Genomic DNA, 20,322 nt, shown 5'->3' with positions numbered 1-20,322 from the left:
AAGAAAGATTGCCACGTCGTGCCTCCTCGCAATGACGATGAGGCGATCGGAATGACGAACGCTTTAGCACGCAACGAGGTAAAAACTGAAAATCTCGAACTGAAAACTGCCAACTGCCTCAAAATCCCTCCGTTTTTAAGTATTTAATCGAATAAACAGCTTCTTTTTTCTCTGATTCCCCTGCATTTTTCAAATCATAGGTTTGATCGGCAGGTGTATCTACATCAGGAAAACGGCGAACATCGCCGGTGCGGAAAACAATTCTGGAAACATCGGCAACTGGCTGAAAAGCCAAACTTGTTAATGCATCTTTCCCATTAACAGTGATGGTGTAAAATCGGGTAAACGCATCTAATTTCAACTTGATATCATAACTTTTCCCTGCCTCATATTTCATGAAATTTTTATACCGTGCACCAGCTTTTGCGCTTAAAGTTCCTGCAGTATCAAATGTCAGGCGTACAGTTGCCATTCCTTTTGCATCCTGCAATTCGATTTCCAACAAACCAAAATCATTTTGCTTTGGCGTAACCGAAAACGAAGCAATAATTTTTCTGGATGCAGGAAACAATCTTTCGGCTTTCGCATAGTCGAAGGGATCTTTATCTTTTAAAACCAAAGCACCGTTATCGACTTTAACAGGCGCCCAAAGCGGACTGTATATGTTCCACATTTCGAGCGCTTTATCAGCTGGTATTTTACCGAAATCATCATTTACGTGTTGTGTAGCCTTATCATTAACGGGTACCGGAACTGAAGAAACCCAGATATCTTCTTTATTCATGCTGTAGGTTAACCATAATTTTCCATCGGCAGGTTTTCCGTTCCCTTCTTCAATACCGCGAACATACTGCGGACCGTAAGATTTGTAATTACCTCCGTAACGCATTGGCGTAATTTCACCATGCACCAGCAAAAGATTGGGATAATCGAGTCCGTTTTTGCTTGTTGAAATGGCTAAAGGCCACCTGTACTCAGATGGATTATAAACCGTTGCGTAGTTACCATCAGCAGTTTTTTGTCCCCATATTTTGGCATTACTGTTTACAAAACCTGGTGCACGCGACGCGTTTTCAGGCCAGCTTTTACCGTTATCATTGCTGATTGCTGTTAAAGCATTTTTCCATAAACCAACTACTCTTCCATCAGGCAAGTGGTAATAACTGAATGCCTTATACTGTTTTTGTAAAGTAATTAAAGGGTCTTTTCTATCTGCCTCTTCATTCCATTGCTGTGTCATTAATTTATTAGCTAATAACTCGTTACAAGCCTCAATAAAAGCTTTACTTTTACTTCTGGTATACAATGGATATTTGGTGTTTTTCTCCGAATAACCTGGATTGTAATGGATGAAATAAATTGGCCCGTATTTTCCATCTGGCTGAATTTCTCTTACTGCCCTGCCAATTCCATGGCCGTCGTTCGGATCGTCTTTCGCGTCAAAACTGATGGCGTAAAAACCCAAAACAAGGAATACGTTTTTAGTAGAAACATAAAAACCCATGCGTTGATGCATCACGGCATCTAAATCTTTTGCTACATCAGTTCTACCCTCTTTTGTGGTTCCATCAGGAATCCTGTAAATCGGAAAAACAACATCTGGCTTAGTCCAGGTGTAGCCATCTTTTGAGGACTGTAATAATGTTTGTCCTGGCGGGATACTTTCTCCAACTTTATCGCTCAAATATTCGATGTAAAATTTGTTATTCCAATAAGCCAACATCGGCGCATGGTTGTAGGTCCAGCCAAAGTTTTCGGCCAGTTCTGGATGTTCCCTGTTTGCCCTGAAAGTTTGGATACTGTGTACGCCCATTACCGGCGAAAGTTGGCCATGATGATAATCTGCGTTAACTAAGGTTTTACCCGTATAACGCACTGTATCCTGCGCCTGCGAGTTTTGTATCGCAAATGCAAATAGTAGGCTTAAACAAAGTATTTTAAATATTTTCATGTTTATATTTTTTACCACCAAGACACTAAGGCACGAAGTCTTGTATTCGTTCGTCGTTCCTTCTCGTAATGACGTTTTTTTCTTTGTGTCTTGGTGGTTACTATTTCAATAAATCCTTAATAACTCTTCTTTTCACTTTTATAATTGTTCCATGTTTATGTCCTTCGGGGATTGAAATCTCCGCAGTTACATCTTTAAAAGACTTAAAATCGGCTGTTCTATAAGCTGAATAAATCTTTTGTCCGTAGGCATCGAAATAAATCAGCCAATCCTTTCCAACTTTAACAACCGTTGGTCCCTCCGTTAATTTCGGACTAAAAGTTTCAGAAACATTTTCATAAGGGCCTAAAACATCCTTGGCAAAAGCAACTTTCAAATTCCTGTTCGGCCGGGTATTATCCTTTAAAACCAGCACATAATCCTTGGTTGCCCGTTTCACAATAACCGCATCAATTACACTAAAACCTGGATCGAGAAACAATTTTGGTTTTGAGAAAGTCTCAAAATCTTTGGTTGTAATACTATACATCCGGTGGTTATTTTCTTCTTCCTCTATTCCTTTAGCAAAGCGGAACGGTATGGTTGATGCCCAGATGATTACATATTCTTTTTTCTCATTATCATAAAAAATTTCCGGTGCCCACACATTTACGGTTTTTGGCTCACTTTCCATTACTGGAAGAAACTTTTGCACACTCCAGTTGATCAGGTCTTTAGAACTTGCGTAGCCGAAACCTTTATCTCCTTTCCAGCTGCAGGTCCAAACCAAATGAAAGGTTCCATCCGGGCCTTGAACGATTGACGGATCGCGTAAAACTTTCTGTGTTCCCACTTCAGGTTTCAAGAAGGTTTTATTTAAATCTGTCCAATGGTAAGCATCATAACTGTACAAAAACCTCAAGCCTTCGTTGGCTGGCTCGTGGAAGGAGGTAAATAAATAGGCTTGTTTTGAACAGGAACTTAATCCGCACAAAAGCAGGCCAATAATGGCTATGCGAAATGATAATATGGAATTGGGTTTAAACACTGTTTTTCTTTAATTATTTCTTTTTTGCAATTGTCAGTCTGAGCGTAGTCGAAGACCTTTTCTGTAATTTGTTAAAAAGATTGTCCTTCGACTACGCTCAGGATGACATTTTTTTAACTGTCGCGATAGATTTCTCCATTCCGTTGCACTCCAGTCGAAATGACGATTTTGCGCGAGGATGGCGAACAAAAAAGATTGCTTCGTCGTTCCTTCTCGCAATGACGATCTTGCACAGAATCAACGCCTTATGCCTATCGCTACTCTTCTATATCTCTTCCAACACCAATACCCAATCGTTGCCATTTGCAGGCTCACCTGGTGGGTTAAACTCTTTTATTCCTTTATTTTCAAATTCTCCAATTGGGATCATTTTCCCTGTTCTTGGATCAAACCATGATGCTTTTACTTCGTCACCATCAATTTTACCCATTTGTACACTGAAATTTCTTCCTGTATAGTTGTACAACATCGCAAATTCTTCGCCTCTTGTGGCTATAACCCGTTCGTATTTTTCGCCGTTCTTTCCAGCTACCAAAGTCTGATCAGGCACACGATCGAAATAAGAATGAGATAACATTAAATCTTTCAAATACTGCATCTGTTTAGCGCCTGGTGCATTTATAGCCGTTATCCATTGGTCTTTAGGGCCATAAGCAGGTTTTAAATCTGTTTTTTTATACATCTGCATCACCGAATTATGACCATAGGTATAGCCAAAGGCACCTGCAAAAACCGACCAGTAACCGTATCTTCTTACATCACTATCTGTCCAGCGTGGTTGGAGCGTATCGTGCAAACCTTGTGGAATATCCTCATAAGAAGGCTCACCATCAATTGTCGGCTTCGTTGGTTTCAGTTTATAATCGGCTTCAATGTATTTCCAGTTATCTTCTCCATAATGTAATTTCTCATTTTTAGAGGTATCCTGATCATATCGGCGGTGACCAGATTGAACCATATCAAAATCGCACCATTTTGCATTCTGAAACCATTGCGATGAGGCAGTTCTTCCCCTCGGGTGGAAAGTAATAAGGTGATTGGGATCATTTGCCCTTAAAGTTTCGCCAATGGTATTCCAAACTTCTTTTTTATCGCTGCCTTTAATATCGCCACCATTGAGCCAGATGATATTCCATTTCTCTTTATAACGTTTCGCCAAAAACTCAGAATAAGCTTTTGCCTGTTCCTTTTTAACTTTTCCAGCTTTAACATTTGTACCCCAAACAGGCACTAGTGCCATGTAAAGGCCTTTTTCTGCTGCCTGATCAACGATATAATCTACATGATCCCAATAATCATAAGCCAAAGAATCTTTTGGATTATTGCCCGGTGTAAGCATCGGCTTTGAAACATCGGCATGAACAACTGAGGAATCCAGATACACATTTCTAGATGGAACATCATGTAATAACATTACCTGGATGACATTGAAACCTTTTTGTTTGCGGTCTTCGAGGTAAGTATTTGCTTCTTCTCTTGTTAACCTACCAAACAACAACCAGCCCGTATCGCCAAGCCAGAAGAATGGTTTGCCATCACCAGTGGTTAAATATCTTCCATTCTCTGAAACCAAGAGACTTTTATCGCCAAAGTGTGGTTTTTTCTTACAGCCAAAAGCTAAGCAAGAAACCACAACAAGCAGAAATATTTTAGATTTAATGTTCATGTTAAATTTTATTGATGATGATAACTTCGTCTCCTGATCCAACCTTCTCTAACTTAGCAATAGCGCCAGCATTAATTTTCTCTTCTTTAAGCAGCTTCCCCGTTCTCGTGTTCAGCACTTTTACGTTGAATTTTCCAGATATTTTCCTCAAATCGAGATTGATGGCATTTGCAGAAGCGTTATACAAAATATAAGCTTTGCCAGGGTTTTCTAAACCATATTGTTTTGCAGATTTATCTGCAGGTAAAAAAGGTTTCATCGAAGATGCCGCAGTTAAAATTGAATCATCAATTCCATTGACGTTGGAGAGCGAACCTCCTCCCATTAAAATTGCCCAACCGAAACTGTCAAAGCTATCGCCCGAATACATCACAGCCTTTTCTGGGAACTTATTCTTATATTCTGAAACGGCGTGATAAACTTCTTCGAAAGATGTTTTTTTAGGTTTTAACAAACGTGCATGCTGACGTGGCGCCAAACTTAAGCCACCTTGTGGTGCGTAAGCCGTTCCATCGGCCTGGTAATGCCAGTACCTAATGTCGATCAGATCGACAACACCAGCACGGTTTGGATCTCCTAAAATGGCATCCTGCACATCTTTTGTTACACTTAAGCCGATAATCGGATGTTTACCTGTTTCTTTTTCCCATTCGTTAATGGTATCGATCCAGAACTGAACAAAGTGCAGCGGACCGGTAAATTCGGCACCAATTAACTGGATAACGCCTGTGTTTCCATCAAAATTCGCTAAACATTTTCTGATGTAAGCTTTATGGATTGCCTTGCGGTGTTCGTTGCTGATATCGTAAAACTGCTCAGCCATAAAAATGCGTTTGTCGCCAGCATACGGTACAGGTTCGGGGAAACCCGTGTTGTTGATATTGTTTGCAGTACGCCAGGGAAAATCGGCATAATGCGCCCCGGCCTCGATAATGTTGTGTTGAAAATAGTTTTCGTGAATTAAAACCAGGCCTTTTTGATCAGCCAGATTAGCAAATTGCTTTAACCTATCCCAATACCAAAGGTTGTATTTGGTAATATCATATTTGCTCAAACCATCCCAGGCTTTATCCTGTCCGCTACGAGCAAAAGGCAGTTCATAAAAAGGTGCCCAAACCTCGCCATCCATACGACGGATGCGCTCATGGTCATCTCTTCTTCTGTCGTACCAAAGGCCATAATTATGATCTAGCACTTTAACCTGACCGTTTTTCATGGCATCGGTCATCGAATCCAGATCATCTGTTAAGCCATTACCGGAACGACCAGGAACGAAACGTGTGATGTGAAACTTAGCATTTTTTAATCCATACGGACGGGCGCTTCCGTTCCACCATGGCACATCCTGACGATCTCCCAGAAGGATTTCACTGCCACGGACCAACCAGCCATTTTTGATGCTCATTGCGCCTGCAAGTGGAGTTTGGATAACTTTATCTAAGCCGATCTTATCAATATTTTTTGCCGAACCGGCATCTGTCGGGATTTTATTCCTGTCAGGTGCTGCATCAATATATTCTGCAACGGTTAAAGCAGGTTTGTAGGCCAATTTGGTTAGTTTTAATGCCACATCTACAGGCGGACTGCTTGATGCTTCTGTTTCAACAGGTAGCACAAAGTTCCTGCTATCCGCCTCATTTCCCAATCTATCTTTTAGTTGCGCATAATATAAACTTCGTGGCTGGATCTGTTCGTTCGACATATCCCAATAACCGTTTCCGGCGAATTGCGCCCAGGTTCCAAAAGCCCAGTTTTGAGCTGTAGGCGGCTGAAAATTATCAACCCTTGCAGCACTACATTGCCAGAATACACTATTTGCAGCACTCCAACCAGCACCTTGTCCATCCTGTCCGCGGTTTAAATAACTTAATGCTTGCCCATCGATATTTACGATATCGAATAAAACGCCCGATGCCCAACTGTCAATTGCACCACTAAAACTGAAAGGCAAATAAGACTGGCACTGTACAAAAACATTGGGGCCTGGCGCGCAAAAGCCAACAGTAAAATCATGATAACCATATTCTGAGTACAACCTTTGGAAAAGTGTTTGCTGACCAGTTGTTAAAAAAGTAAAACGGCGCTCGCCACCGATTTCGGAAATTGGAGCTAACGATTTACAATCTTCAACAGTAATCCTTTTTGAAGTTTCCAAAACATTTACTGCAGAACCTGCAAAATGCTCAAAAACCACCTGACGAACCCAGGCATCTTGTACGTTTTCTAAACAGATAGCTGTCCAACGGTGGTATTCGTCTTTAATATTTTCTTTATGATAATCTGATTCGATTTTCAGGTTTTCAACGCCAGATTGTGCAATTCTTCCATCCCATTTATATTTCGAAACCGTTGCGCCACCATATTTAGCATCTAAAGCTGTTGTAATTGGCGCATCGAAAGTTATTGTATTGCCATTAATGGCGATAATTTTTCTATCCCAATGAATATCTCTTGTCCCTGGTTTCCATCCCAAAGCACTTTCTCCACCACCAAACTCGACCGTTTTGAGAATCTCGATCCACTCTTTAGTTGAAGGTCTGTTAATGATGATCTGATCACCTATTTTAAATCCATTGGCATTAGACAGTGTAATTTTATTTGCATTAACGGGCACATAAGTATCGGTAACTGCGATTGCCTGTTCTTCTATCCTATTTTTATGACCTATAATCCTGATTACGCCAATCCGGTCTAAACCCGTAGCAAAAATCTTTGTACCGTTTTCGCCCATTCCACTTCCTCGGAGCACTACTCCAGAAGCTGACAACCTTAATGTTCCGGCAACTTCGTAAGTTCCTTTTTCTAATAAAACGGCGCCACGTAATCCATCTTTACCTAGGGGTAATTTCGAAACATAATTAATGGCTGATTGAATCCTTAAGGTGGCATCGCCCTTTGAAACAGGAACAACTACCTTAATTGTTGCATTAGGAATGGCTTTTTCTCCTGCCATGTAACCAGCATAGGAAAAATCGGGAATCCGGTTTCCATCTGCATCCGGTGTATAAGCCATCTTGCCATCCTTCCCTTTAAAGATAGGTTTTGGTGGCTCTACCGGCTTTGTTTTTTGGGCAAATGAAAAGTTAGTCGCCAAAAGCGCCATTACCAAAAACGGTAAGGTTTTTAGTTGCATAGCTTTTAATATATGGTTAGTTTTTGGCATATTTTATTTTTTTAACCACAAAGGCATTGAGGATTTCTTTCTCTCTTGATCGTCATTTCGAGCAGAGTGCAAACGCAGTCGAGAAATCTATTTGGATAGATCTCTCCATTCCGCTTCGCTTCAGTCGAGATGACGATTCTTCTTAAGATTATCAGCCTTTCAGCTTTAGTCTTTTTTCTTTAATCTTTCTACGGTCTCACTTTATTGATATCTACCAAACTATTCAAATAAACTTCGATATTGGCATAACCTGATTTCGAAATTTTTGAGGCATCCTTAGCATCTTTTGGGTTTAGTCCGTTTTTTGTTTCCCAGGCATCCGGTATTCCATCATGATCTGTATCTACATAAGGTTTTCCTTTATATTCAGGATACCCCCCAACTTGTGCAATGTCGGAAATAATGCCTTTTTTGTATGAATCAGCAGGCAAACGGCGTTTTACATAACTTTGTTGAGCTGGAAGTTTCCCATCCTCAACATGATCAATTTTACCAGTGCTTACCTGCCTGATGATGCGTTGATCAACAGCGTCTCTAACAGGAAGAGATGCACCGGCATTGGCCAGAACATAATCATAAGCTTTTTTGGTATCGATGATGGAAATTTTAGCCATTGGCAAAGGTTTATCCACTTTCATCGAATCTAACAACTTTTGTTTATCTCTTTTGCTTTCAGGTTGAACACCACCATCCCAATTATTTTTGGTTACCTTTTCGTTTCCTTCTATAATATTACCGGTTACATAAGCTTTACCAAATTCGTTGGCAAACTTTTTATCTCTGCCCGATTCAGGTTTTAAGATACGATAAGAAATCGGTTCTCCTGTCGGAGTAATGGGTCCTGGTTTATAATAATTGTTAATAAAACTATAAAATGAAGCATTATCGCCACCATCGGCACTTCTGTTCCACCAGTTAAAAATCACATTATTGGCAAAACCAAAATCGCCATACATGCCAACAGAAGGATTCCGGCTGATATTTGATGCCCAAAGATTACGCATAAAAGTACTGTTCAAACCGCCAATTGTACTTCCGAAGGCATGGTTATAGGTATCTAAAGCCTCTGAAAAGATCGAATTCTGGATGGTAACGTTTACAGTGGGTAGTTTTATAGGTTTAGAACCGTCTTTTGGATCGTAAACATGGCGGTAAATCGACATATTCTCATCTAATCCCCAACTTGCCGAAACGTGATCGATGATGATGTTTCCAACAGGATTTCCGCCGATGGCGTCATCTCTACGGGTAACATCTGTTGCTCCCCGACGGAAACGCATATAGCGGATCACTACATCATGGGTATTGATCCAAACTGATTCGCCAGCCACGCAGATCCCATCGCCAGGTGCACTTTGACCGGCAATGGTAATATAAGGTGCACGGATAATCAGTGGTGTTTTTAATTTGATAATCCCCGAAACGTTAAAAACAATGATTCGCGCACCGCCTTGCTCGCAGGCCTCACGTAAAGTTCCGCTGCCCGAATCTTCAAGACTGGTTACTACGTAAACTTTTCCACCACGGCCGCCAAAAGAATAAGCACCACCACCTTCAGCGCCCGGAAAGGCCACTGTTTTAGCTTGTGGTAAATCACCTGGTTTTGCTGCCCATGGAATATAAGGTTTACCCTGTTTTGCCTCTTCATCTACAATATGTTTTACTTTTAAAAATTGCAGTTCAGATTTTTCTTCAATGCTTTTTAAAAGCGAATCGGCTTTCTTTTCCATTGCCTCTGGGATTACCGGATATTGTGCAAAAGCTACATTTCCAATACCAAACAGCGCTATTATGCTAAAAATTAATTTCCAGGTACGCATATTAGTTGGGCTTAACAATTGAAACCGGAACAACACTATTTAAATATACTTCGATGTTTGCATAACCACTTTTTGTAGTTTTAGCAGCATCAGCTGCATCCTTAGGGTTTAAACCATTTTTAAGCTCGTAAGCATCTGGCATACCATCATCATCACTGTCTTTATATGGTGTGCCTCTATATTCTGGGTAACCTCCAACCTGAGAAACTTCTGTAATGATGCCTTGCTTGTAAGAATCGCCTGGTAACCTGCGGTGTTCAAACTGAAAAGCAGATGGTTTAGCATCAGGATGTACTTCGATTTTACCTGTGGCAACCTGTTTAACTACACGGGTATCAACCGGATCTCTTTTCGGTAAAGTTGCACCGGCATTTGCCAATACATATTCTTTAGCTTTTAAAGTAGGGATAATACTGATCTTAGGCATTGGAAACGGACTCTTAGCTTTCATCGCTGCGAAATATTTACTTGCTTCATCGAAAGACATTAAATTTCCTTTTTTATCTTCCAATTGAACCCCTCCATCCCAGTTATTTTTGGTTACTTTTTCATTACCGTCAATTATATTTCCAGCTACATAAGCCCTGCCAAAAACAACATAGGGTAATTTACTGCGTCCAGATTCTGGTTTTAAAATGCGGTAACTAATCGGATCTTTCAGTTCGGTAACCGGACCTGGTTTATAAAAGTTATTAATGATGTTATATTGTGCGGTATAATCGCCGCCATCAGTTGAGCGGTTGTTCCAGTTAAAAACCACATTGTTAGCAAAATTAAAAATTCCGTTCCAGCCAATTGATGGGTTACGGGCACCATTATCTGCCCAAAGGTTACGTACAAAGGCACAGTTTTCTCCACCTAAGGTGCTACCGAAAGCATGGTTCCAATAATCTAGTGCCTCTGAGAAAATAGAGTTTTGTATCGTAATATTTACCGTCCCCAATTTCTCTTCTGCTTTGCCAGTACTATCATTGTACATGTGGCGGTACATCGACATGTTTTCATCCAATCCCCAGCTCGCCGAAACGTGATCGATCATAATGTTACCTACTGGATTACCTCCAATGGCATCATCGCGACGGCCAACAAAGGTTTCTCCCCTTCTAAAACGCATAAAACGTATAATTACATCATGTGTATTTAACCAAACCGACTCGCCGGCCACGCAAACACCATCACCAGGTGCGGTTTGGCCAGCAATAGTGATATAAGGTGCACGGATAATAAGCGGGGTTTTTAATCTGATAATCCCTGAAACATTGAAAACCACAATCCTTGCACCACCTTGTTCACAGGCATCACGCAAAGAACCAGGTCCCTTATCGTTTAGGTTTTTAACTACAATAACCCTACCGCCATGGCCACCAAAACTATAAGCGCCTCCACCTTCTGCACCTGGAAAAGCCAATAAATCTGATTGTGGCAAATCAGTCGGTCTACCCGCCCAAGGAATATATGGCTTGCCCTGAGCGGCCTCTTTTGCAATAATAGGCTTTGCTTTCTCCCAGGCAATATCAGATTGGTGATAGGCTTCTTTCATCATCGAATCAGATGATTTTTTAATATCGGCAGGAATGTTTGGATATTGGGCAAACGTATAATTTGCGGAGAGTATTAATGCTGTTGTTAGCAACAGATTTAAAATGTTCTTTTTCATTTGTGTTGTTCGTTGGGAAGAGAAAGAAATTACGAAATATTTTTGACTAGCAGAAAAAAATCTAATCGCTGATATTGAAAATCGTGGCTCATTTCTTTGTCTATCCTTGTAAGTAATTTTGGTTAGAAAGTATATTATCTTTCAAATTTGCATGCAAAAAGCAGCTGTTTAATGTATAATTTTGGCTAGCTATTGTACCATCTTATCAATTGGCAAAAATGCCTGTAACAAATTAAATTCATTCTCGCAGCCATGTTACAAGATAGGAATAAAATTCATATATAAATGTAACATTCTTAAATAAAAAAAAAGGAGACAAATTAATGTCCCCTTTTTCCAAACCAAATATAAAAAAACCAGGGCAGTGAGCAAACCGCCCCGAAGATCTTCTGTAATTACTTTAATGGATCGAAGGTACCAGCACCATTCATGCTATCCCAACCTGTTGTTTGTTGTAGATATGGACTTGCTGACAATACCGTTTGATTGATGCCGAAGAAATAATATTGTGGATACCATGTAAATTTCCAGTTAGCCGGACTTGTCTTATCAAGATCGTCTCTTACACTGATCTTGAAATAGTTATCGTAAAGGTAATCTACGTATTGATCGTAGGTGGTAATTCCGGCAGGATAAGTTGCAGGATCTCTATCGATAAGTGGAGCCGTCCCTGAGGCCGGTTTTAACAAAGGATCATTTGCACCAACATAATCAGCACCTGCAAGTGTTTTAACTCCAATATAAAACCCTGTTCTACGCGTACCATTTAAAGGTGTAAAACCTAACCTTGTGGCGGTAGGGCCAGATTCAAAAAGCATCCATCTTCTTAGATCCCAGAAGCGTTTGCTTTCATAGGCGAATTCCACTTTTCTTTCGTTTAAAGCAGCTGCAAATAATTGGTCGCGGCTTAAACCAACACCCAAACCATAAGATCCATCAGTACCGGCTAAAATACCTGCCCTATCTCTAATAGATTTAATGCCTTCAAAACCTTCGCTAAGTTTATCTGCACCAATAGCTGATTCAGCAAGATTTAGTACAACTTCTGCAAATCTTATTTCCATATAATCGGTCGGACTATTGCTAAAGTTACCAATTGTATTGTTTGCGTTTGGATTATTTGCTTTACATAAATATATACCGCTAGCATTGGCTCCTTTTGTTTCAGTAGTGCCATTATAGCCAGCTGTTGCCGTTTTTTTCCAAACATATGTCCATTGCTTATAATTAGTTGCACCCGAATACGGCCAGATGGCTCCATTATATACAAATGTTTTATAAAACCTAGGATCTCTATTTTTGTAGAATTTAGCGTCAGAATAAGGATATGTTGATGATGAGGCGGTAATCGGCTTGCCATCTCTCATTGGAAAGGCATCCACAATCTGCTTGGTTGGCGATATTGATCCGGCGCCATTAATTTCACGTGAACGTGTAGCCTGCTCCCAACCATTGTTTTTTTGTGGATTTCCGGTTGTTAACGCATTAAAGCCAAAAGCGAATACAGATTCGATACTGTTATCAGCTATAAACATATTTCCCCATGCCACTCCATTTGCTGTTCCTCCTACTTTATATAAGCCAAAGCCATTAGCTTCTAATAAAGTTTTGGCTGCTAAATTTGCCTGGTAGGCTCTATCCCAACGTGCCCTGTCATCAGTGCGGTTAAAAAGCGGGCTTGCCCATGTTAAGAGTACCCTGCCTTTTAGTGCAGCAGCAGCTCCCGATGTAATTCTACCATTATCTACTCCTGTCCATTTTCCGGGCAGAAGGGAGATGGCCATATCCAGATCTTTAACAATCTGTTCTATACAGGCAGAAGATGAGCTTCTTTGTATCTCATTCGCAGGTCCGGAAGAAACAATGGGATCTTGAGGCGTTAAAACCAGCGGTACCCCGCCATATAACTTTACCAGTTCGAAATATTGCCAGGCTCTCCAAAAGTACATCTGTCCTTTAAACTTATTGGTTATATCTGTTGTTAAACCATGTTTATCGATTTCCTGTAGAAAAAGGTTGATCTCTTTCATACGTGTCCAGGTATTATTGGCTACACTATTTGGCAAACGTTGTCCAAAGTATTTTAATGCATTTGTATTTACATATGAAATTTGGGCCCACTCTTTATTCCAATCTGTTTCACCTGCCAGCTCATCGGTAGTTTGTGTAAATGCCGAACTGTAAGCGCCGTTATCTGTAGCACTCTGCACCTGCACATTAGGCGTACCATTGTTTGCTGGTAAAAACAACCCGTAAACATAATCTACATAGCCCTGAGCCAGTGGGGCTTCTTGAAAAACCTGCTCATTAAAGCCTGCATAATCTTTTTTCTCTTCTAAAAAACTGTCTTTGCAGCTCGCCATTAATATAACCAGCGAAACCAAAACATATATTTTATTAATCTTTTTCATGTCTCTAAAATCTAATAGTACAACTATTTTTTATTTGTTAAAAAGTTACGTTTAATCCAAAAGAAAAAGTTTTCAGATTCGGAAAAACGTCGTATGCTGTATCACTATCCCTATAAGAATATGGGTTATAGAAATTATAAGGGTTTAACGCGCTTGCGTAAACACGCACATTACTTACTTTAACTTGTTCGAGCCAGCGCTTAGGAAGGGAATAATTTAACTGTATGCTTGCCAAACGCATTCTAAAAGAAGAAACTTTCCAGAAATTTGATGTTGGACTTAAACTTGTTGCTTCCCAATTTGGGTTTGGCATAGTACCTGTTGGGTTTAGGATGGGATCATAAATATCGCCCCAGATCTCAGGCACACTTGCAAAAGTACGTGAAATAGAATTGTTCATTTTTTTACGGGCATCGATTTCCGACCATCCACCAAAGGAACCTGAAATTACCGCCTCTATTCCTATTCCTTTATAATTTGCTTTTAATGTTGTTCCGTAGCCATAATGATTAGTGGCTTTTTTTGATAACTGTACCTGATCATTAAAGTCAATTATACCGTCTGGGGCCGCAAAAGATCCATCAGGTTGTAAAGGTCCTCTAACATCTCTATAATAGAGCATGCCTGGTTTTAAATCTTTGGCCAACACTGCTGATCCGCTACCGGCAGCACCTGGATTTACGGAGGTAATTTTGTACTGACTTACATAAGCATCGATTTCTTGTTGATCTTTAAACATGCCTAAATAATCGTAACCCCATTTGCCCACATCAGATGAAGTTCCATTGCGTGGATTCCAAGGATATAGAACATCATTTGCGTTGTAATCTGCTTTGATTACTTTATTATCTGACCAAGCAAACCTGAAATCTACGCCATAACTAAAATCCTTTCCGATTTTATCGTTCCAGCCAATTCCCAGTTCGTAGCCAAAGTAATCTGCTGTAGCATAATTTTGTGAGGCTACTGAACCACCAATCGTGATTGGAATATTAGATGTTACTTCTGTTAAAATATTTGTTGCATGATTATAATAACCATCCAAAGATAATGTAAGTCGGTTTTTTAAAAATTTAGCATCAATACCTACGTTATTTTTAAGTTCGTCGCTCCAGGTTGCATCAGGGTTTGGAGATGCTTCCATTTTATAACCTGCTGTTGCATTTCCATCTCCACCAAATACTGCTCCTTTACCATCCTGGAAGGTATAACGCTGTCTCCATAACCAAGCCTTAGTTTGGTCGTTCCCTAATAAACCTATCGAGTATCTTAGTTTTAAGAAGTCAATACCAGGTACTTTAAAAAAATCTTCTTCTGAAATTACCCAGCCCAATGAGCCTGAATAGAAATTACCCCAATAGTTACCCGGTGCAAATTTGGTAGAAGCATCGCTTCTAAACATAAATTCTGCAAGGTACTTATCTGCGTAGCTATAGTTTGCTCTTGCAACATATGATAGTGATCCTCCTTCTGATTTTGTAGTACTTCCATCTATCGCGCCGGTTGCCGAGTTAAACTGGCCATTTGTTTGTTGGATCGGATCTGCTTTAAATACAACCTCATTATTAAAGGCTTGCTCAGATCTTTCTACCGTAGCTAAAGCACCTATCGTATGTTTTCCGAACGACCTGTTGTAGGTTAGCACAAAGTTTGATTGAGTTGAACTTTGTGTCGTATTGGAATAGTATAATCGATTACCATTAGAAGCAACAAGAGCTGTTGGTAATGTCGCCCCGTCGTAAATATGTTCATTAGTACCTAATTTTTTAAAGGTATAAACATTATATTTTGTTCCGATCTGTGATCCGTTGCTGCTACCCATATTTCTAGAATATGCAGCTCTTGCACTTAGACCTTTAACAAACGGAATATCATATTGAGCATTTAAATTTATCGTAAAGTTGGTATTTCTGGTGTTCGCCAGATTGCCTAATTTCTCGATTTCGTAGAAATGATAGGTAGAAAAATCATTAGTGGTTCCTGGTAGTTTTACAGGGTATCCATTAATGTACATCGGCACGTAACGAGGCGCAAGAATGAGGTTACGATAATCATTGTCGTCTAACTCACTACCAATTTTATTAAAGGTTTTAATGAGCTCACTATTGTTTCCCGAAACCTGCAAACCAACCTTGAGATTGGTTGCCACCTTAATATCGGCTCCTGATCTAAAATTCCAACGTTTAAAATCAAGGCTCGAAAGGTTTCCATCTTGCTTGTAATAAGCAACATCACCAAAATAGGTTGCACGGTCTGTACCTCCCGAGATACTTAAAGTGTGTTTCATGTTATAGGATGATTTCCATGCATCTTCTAACCAATCATAATTAATGTTTTTAAAATGCTCTAATTCGTCCTGACTAAAAAAACTATCAGCTGCTGAAGCACCTGTTGGATTTACATTAGCTCCATTGGGCCCGTTCATAATGTTATAATACATCCCAAACTGATAGGCACTCATCATTTTAGTTCGGTAAGCTTCATCATTAAAGGCATACGAGCCGCTATAACTGATACGTGGAGGTCCGATTTTGCCACGTTTAGTTTTTACTAATACTACTCCATTACCTGCCCTTGTACCATAAATAGCTGCAGACGCATCTTTTAGGAAAGATAAACTTTCTATTTCAGAAGGATCAAGGTTATTAAAGAGCGTAGCATCAGGTTGTCCGTTTTGAGGATTGATCTGAATTACGTCATCTATTACATATAGCGGGTCGGTAGAACCGCCATCTTTCGAGAAAATAGTGTTTGGGTTTCTGATGGTCAACTTTGCTGTAGAACCAGGTCTTGAAATACCTCCGCTCACCCCAACACCCAATATTTTTCCCGCCAGTGCAGCACCTATATTACTTGCAGGTAAGTCTTCCACTTCAGTTGCCTTTATATCTACAACAGCACCTGTTAAATGACTTCTCTTTTGCGTGCCATAACCAACAACAACCACATCTTCGAGGCTTTTATTTTCAGGAACTAAACGTACAACAATATTGGTTTGTTTACCTACTGTTACCTGTTGCCTTACATATCCTATAAATGAGAATACAAGCACATCTGCATCAGATTTTACCTGAATAGTGTAAACACCGTCAGAATTGGTACTCACATTGCTGGGAACACCTTTTAAACTTACGTTTACCCCTGGGATTCCCTGCCCATCAGCCTGATCGACAACTTTACCCGTAATCTTTCGCTCTTGTGCAAAAAGGATTGTGCTTGCCAGTAGCATAAATAGCAAGGACAAAGAAATTTTGCGTAAAAATTTTAAGTTCATCTTATTATTTGGTTAGTTTTTAATTCTATTTAGACAATTTACCGCCTGCTTTTAGTGTTGTTATCTCTTCAATGATCAAAAGTTTCTAATCTTTAATCCACTGAGCAATTATAGTATCGTTTTAACTTTTATAAATGGAGCGTATTAAGAGAGCAGCGAAATAGACGTAAAAAATTATTTTATAATAAAAGAATCAACCAAGGTTCCTAATAAAAAAAATCGATGATAATATGGGGTGTATTGGCTCATTTTTTACTTTGATCTTGATATTTATTCTGGTTAGAAAGTATATTATATTTCAAAATTGCAATCAATAATTGGCTATTTACTATATGATTTTGGCTACATACTATAGGATATTAACGTAACTAAATCAAATCTATATCGTTCTTCTCTTGATTTGAATTTGATGATCTAAGATATAGAAATATATTCATATATAAATGTAACATTCTTAAATAAAAATAAACAAAAAAAAACGAGACAAAATTTTGCCTCGTTTTGGATAAATTAAGGCTCATATTATTGAGCTCCCACAAATGATAATATTAATTCTGAATTTTTACATCAACATTTAAGAATACCCCCCCCGAAGCGTTGTTACTCGAAACAGAGTTCACATAAAAAGCGCCATATTTTCCTTCAGCAGTTAAAAAATAAAACAAACTTCCTGCAATTAGCCCGGTAGATATACCTTTAAGTGTGGGCTTTGCACTTTTACCTGCCGTAATAATCTGATCGCCTGTGCGAAGATTTAAAAAGGCTGCAGACTGTGCGGTTTTTGGTGCGGCAAACAACGTTGCCTTCTTGGTCCACGTACTAATGTCGTATGGAGTAAAAGGAATCGGGCTCGAATTTAAAGCATAAACATTGTAAAAATATGAATTTGGTGTTCCGGTTACCGGCGACCTATACAATCCCAGATCTATTTTATCTGAACTGGCCGCACCGTTACTGTAATTGAATAGCTCTCCGGTTGAAAGTGACATATAACAGTTCTTCACTTTTCCTAATGTATCAGGAATATACAATTCTCTTGAAGACCAGTACTTATAATCTGACCTTACTTCTATTGTAACCGTTTTATAACCATCTCCCAAATAGACACCTGCTTTATCTAAAGCCCAAATGCGATAGGATGTTTTGCCAACGCGTGTATTCATTTTCAGTTTTACAACTCCCGAATAATTTCTTCTTTGATTATCGTTAAGTATTATTTTAGAAGGTATCGCCGCTGATGTTTCGAAAATACAGACAGCATACATATCTTCCTTTGCAGAACTTATAGTGTAATCCAGATACACGCTATCACCTGCATTTACTTCTTTATAATCGGTTACCGCATACGGGCTTGTTGAATGATAGGTTACAGTTACATCATCAAACATATTGAATATATTTTCTCCTTCCTTTTTACATGAAGAAAACACCACTGCTCCCATAGCTATAACGCCTAAATATTTTAAAATTCTTTTCATGATTTTATCTGTTTAATTAAGAATTATTTCAAAGGATCAAAAGTGCCGCCATCCCAGCCAATTGTTTGTTCTAATAATGGGCTGGAGTTCATAAATGTTGATGGCAATGCATAGAAATAATAGGTGTCTGGTATACTGAAGCCGGTAACACCCTGATTTATTATGGATGTTTTAAAATATTTTTCAAATGATGTTTTATCATTGATATTAACGCCTTCTCTAAACCTTGTTCCATTCGCTGTAACTACTTCAAGTTCAGTCTTTAGTGCCGTAGATTTTGTTTCCCACTGTATGGTTTGCATTGAGCCTTGTAAAAGATGGTAATTCCTGGTACGCCTTAAATCGAAGGCACGTTTTCCTTCAAAGGCAAATTCTACCATTCTCTCTTTCAATATTAAATCGCGCATTAGCAATTTAGATGAAGCCAGATCCAGTCCATAATTTTTAGTTCCGGCCTGAATTCCAGCGCGGATCCGAATTTCTTTTACTAAATTTTGTGCTTCTGTAAGGTTACCGATTTCATTGGCACATTCTGCCAGGTTCATAATTACTTCAGCATAACGTAGCTCTATCCAGTCTAAACCATTTCCTCCAAAATCGTTGGCATAAGCCACGGCGCCTTTTGCGAGTTCGGGGTCGCAAAATCGTTTCATATAAAAGCCCTGTGGCGATGGTTCAGTAATGTTCGAAACATAATTCCATTGTCTCCTGCTGCTTGCACCGCTTAATTTCCAGCTGCTTCCATTGTAGGCTATCGTTGCATCCAACCTTGGATCGCGGTTTACCCAAAACAGAACCGGATCGTAAGTGAACGAGCTGCCCTGCCCAACGGGAACACCATCCTTCATGGTGTAGGTATTAACAAGATTTAGGGTCGGAATAAATGCCGATGCACCACCACCCTCTTCTGTGGGCCTTGCTTTGGCTTCTATATTCTGACCTCTTTTTTCGACTTTATTAGAATAAGAACGCACAATTATAGCCTCCGTGTTACTGGTTCCTTCCTTTAAAAAAATATCTCCATAGTTCGGTAATAAACTGTTACCTGAAGCTTTGCATATATCATAAGCTTCTTTACAGGCTTGATATGCAGTAGTCCACCTGCTTTGATCGAAGGGGTGTGCTGGGTCATTTAAAGGATTAAACTGTGGACTTGCCCAGTATAACAATACCCGTCCTTTTAGTGCGGCCGCTGCTTTCCGGGTAAATTTACCACGCTCATTTCCATCATTCCAGGTTACATTGTTCAATAGAATCATTGCAGAATCCAAATCGCTCACAATAGATTTAAAACATGCTGCTGCGCTCGCTCTTCCACTCAACTCTACATTATCAGGGTTTTGTGGAGTAAGTACCAATGGAACACCACCATATAAACGTGTTAATTCAAAGTATGATAAAGCCCTCAATGCAAAAAATTGTCCACGCAGTTTATTTTTCGAATCTTGTGCCAGGTTGCCTCCCGGAATCTCCTTTATGGCAACATTACAGCGTGCAATGTCGAAATACCTGTTATCGCCTTTAGTGCCCTGGTATTTCGTAGCAATAAATTTCACATCATTAGATGTTAGTGTACCATTTACGCCAATTGCTTTGCGCATAATGCTCTCTGATGAAGAAAAACGGTCTTCATCACTTGCATATATTACATTGTTTGCGGCAAATTCGTAAGGGAAATCCGGCATAACAACATCATAGGTGTCATTTAAAAGAAACTGTATGGCTCCCTCATTGTCCCATATCCTCGAGTCGATCCCATTCCTGTCTTTTACATCGAAGAAATCTTTCTTACATCCCGAAAAAGATGCCATTAGCACGGCTAAAATACCTATTGCTAAAGTGTTTTTATATTTAAATTTCATTGTTCAGATTTTA

General features: G+C 39.5%; 10 protein-coding genes. All 10 read right to left on the bottom strand.

Annotated elements, in window-relative coordinates; translation table 11 throughout:
* Positions 1–118: 118 nt before the first annotated feature.
* The 10 genes from LQ201_RS07695 to LQ201_RS07650 all read right to left on the bottom strand — a co-directional run bounded on the left by LQ201_RS07695 (position 119) and on the right by LQ201_RS07650 (position 20,309).
* The gene (locus tag LQ201_RS07695; RefSeq protein WP_230140850.1) at positions 119–1,951 is read right to left on the bottom strand and encodes an exo-alpha-sialidase; all 1,833 of its coding nucleotides are present in this window, start codon (positions 1,949–1,951) and stop codon (positions 119–121) included.
* A 100-nt stretch (positions 1,952–2,051) separates the two neighbouring features.
* Positions 2,052–2,978, bottom strand: a complete 927-nt coding sequence (locus LQ201_RS07690; RefSeq protein WP_230140847.1) for a glycoside hydrolase family 43 protein — start codon at positions 2,976–2,978, stop codon at positions 2,052–2,054.
* 265 nt (positions 2,979–3,243) lie between these two features.
* On the bottom strand, positions 3,244–4,644 hold the full coding sequence (locus tag LQ201_RS07685) for a glycoside hydrolase family 140 protein (protein ID WP_230140845.1): 1,401 nt from the start codon (positions 4,642–4,644) through the stop codon (positions 3,244–3,246).
* Between the two features lies 1 nt (position 4,645).
* Positions 4,646–7,807, bottom strand: coding sequence for a DUF6298 domain-containing protein (locus tag LQ201_RS07680; RefSeq protein WP_230146619.1), 3,162 nt, complete (start codon positions 7,805–7,807; stop codon positions 4,646–4,648).
* 188 nt (positions 7,808–7,995) lie between these two features.
* Positions 7,996–9,627, bottom strand: a complete 1,632-nt coding sequence (locus tag LQ201_RS07675) for a polysaccharide lyase family 1 protein (RefSeq protein ID WP_230140840.1) — start codon at positions 9,625–9,627, stop codon at positions 7,996–7,998.
* 1 nt (position 9,628) lies between these two features.
* Entirely contained in the window at positions 9,629–11,284 is a 1,656-nt protein-coding gene (locus LQ201_RS07670) for a polysaccharide lyase family 1 protein (protein WP_230140838.1), read from the bottom strand.
* A gap of 395 nt (positions 11,285–11,679) precedes the next feature.
* A complete protein-coding gene (locus LQ201_RS07665; RefSeq protein WP_230140837.1) occupies positions 11,680–13,695 on the bottom strand; it encodes a RagB/SusD family nutrient uptake outer membrane protein in 2,016 nt (671 codons plus the stop codon).
* A 37-nt stretch (positions 13,696–13,732) separates the two neighbouring features.
* The gene (locus tag LQ201_RS07660) at positions 13,733–16,969 is read right to left on the bottom strand and encodes a TonB-dependent receptor (RefSeq protein ID WP_230140836.1); all 3,237 of its coding nucleotides are present in this window, start codon (positions 16,967–16,969) and stop codon (positions 13,733–13,735) included.
* Between the two features lie 548 nt (positions 16,970–17,517).
* Positions 17,518–18,447, bottom strand: a complete 930-nt coding sequence (locus LQ201_RS07655) for a hypothetical protein (RefSeq protein ID WP_230140834.1) — start codon at positions 18,445–18,447, stop codon at positions 17,518–17,520.
* 23 nt (positions 18,448–18,470) lie between these two features.
* Positions 18,471–20,309, bottom strand: coding sequence for a RagB/SusD family nutrient uptake outer membrane protein (locus tag LQ201_RS07650; protein ID WP_230140825.1), 1,839 nt, complete (start codon positions 20,307–20,309; stop codon positions 18,471–18,473).
* Positions 20,310–20,322: the final 13 nt, after the last annotated feature.

Source organism: Pedobacter sp. Bi126 (assembly GCF_918698245.1).
GTDB lineage: Bacteria > Bacteroidota > Bacteroidia > Sphingobacteriales > Sphingobacteriaceae > Pedobacter.
The sequence above is the reverse complement of the archived record's forward strand: the minus strand, read 5'-3'. Positions and strand labels throughout refer to the sequence as shown.

What these genes read in the sequence shown, in the direction of transcription:
- LQ201_RS07695 (WP_230140850.1), bottom strand. Translation starts at nt 1,951, where the DNA reads ATGAAAATATTTAAAATACTTTGTTTAAGCCTACTATTTGCATTTGCG.
- LQ201_RS07685 (WP_230140845.1), bottom strand. Translation starts at nt 4,644, where the DNA reads ATGAACATTAAATCTAAAATATTTCTGCTTGTTGTGGTTTCTTGCTTA.
- LQ201_RS07680 (WP_230146619.1), bottom strand. Translation starts at nt 7,807, where the DNA reads ATGCCAAAAACTAACCATATATTAAAAGCTATGCAACTAAAAACCTTA.
- LQ201_RS07675 (WP_230140840.1), bottom strand. Translation starts at nt 9,627, where the DNA reads ATGCGTACCTGGAAATTAATTTTTAGCATAATAGCGCTGTTTGGTATT.
- LQ201_RS07670 (WP_230140838.1), bottom strand. Translation starts at nt 11,284, where the DNA reads ATGAAAAAGAACATTTTAAATCTGTTGCTAACAACAGCATTAATACTC.
- LQ201_RS07665 (WP_230140837.1), bottom strand. Translation starts at nt 13,695, where the DNA reads ATGAAAAAGATTAATAAAATATATGTTTTGGTTTCGCTGGTTATATTA.
- LQ201_RS07660 (WP_230140836.1), bottom strand. Translation starts at nt 16,969, where the DNA reads ATGAACTTAAAATTTTTACGCAAAATTTCTTTGTCCTTGCTATTTATG.
- LQ201_RS07655 (WP_230140834.1), bottom strand. Translation starts at nt 18,447, where the DNA reads ATGAAAAGAATTTTAAAATATTTAGGCGTTATAGCTATGGGAGCAGTG.
- LQ201_RS07650 (WP_230140825.1), bottom strand. Translation starts at nt 20,309, where the DNA reads ATGAAATTTAAATATAAAAACACTTTAGCAATAGGTATTTTAGCCGTG.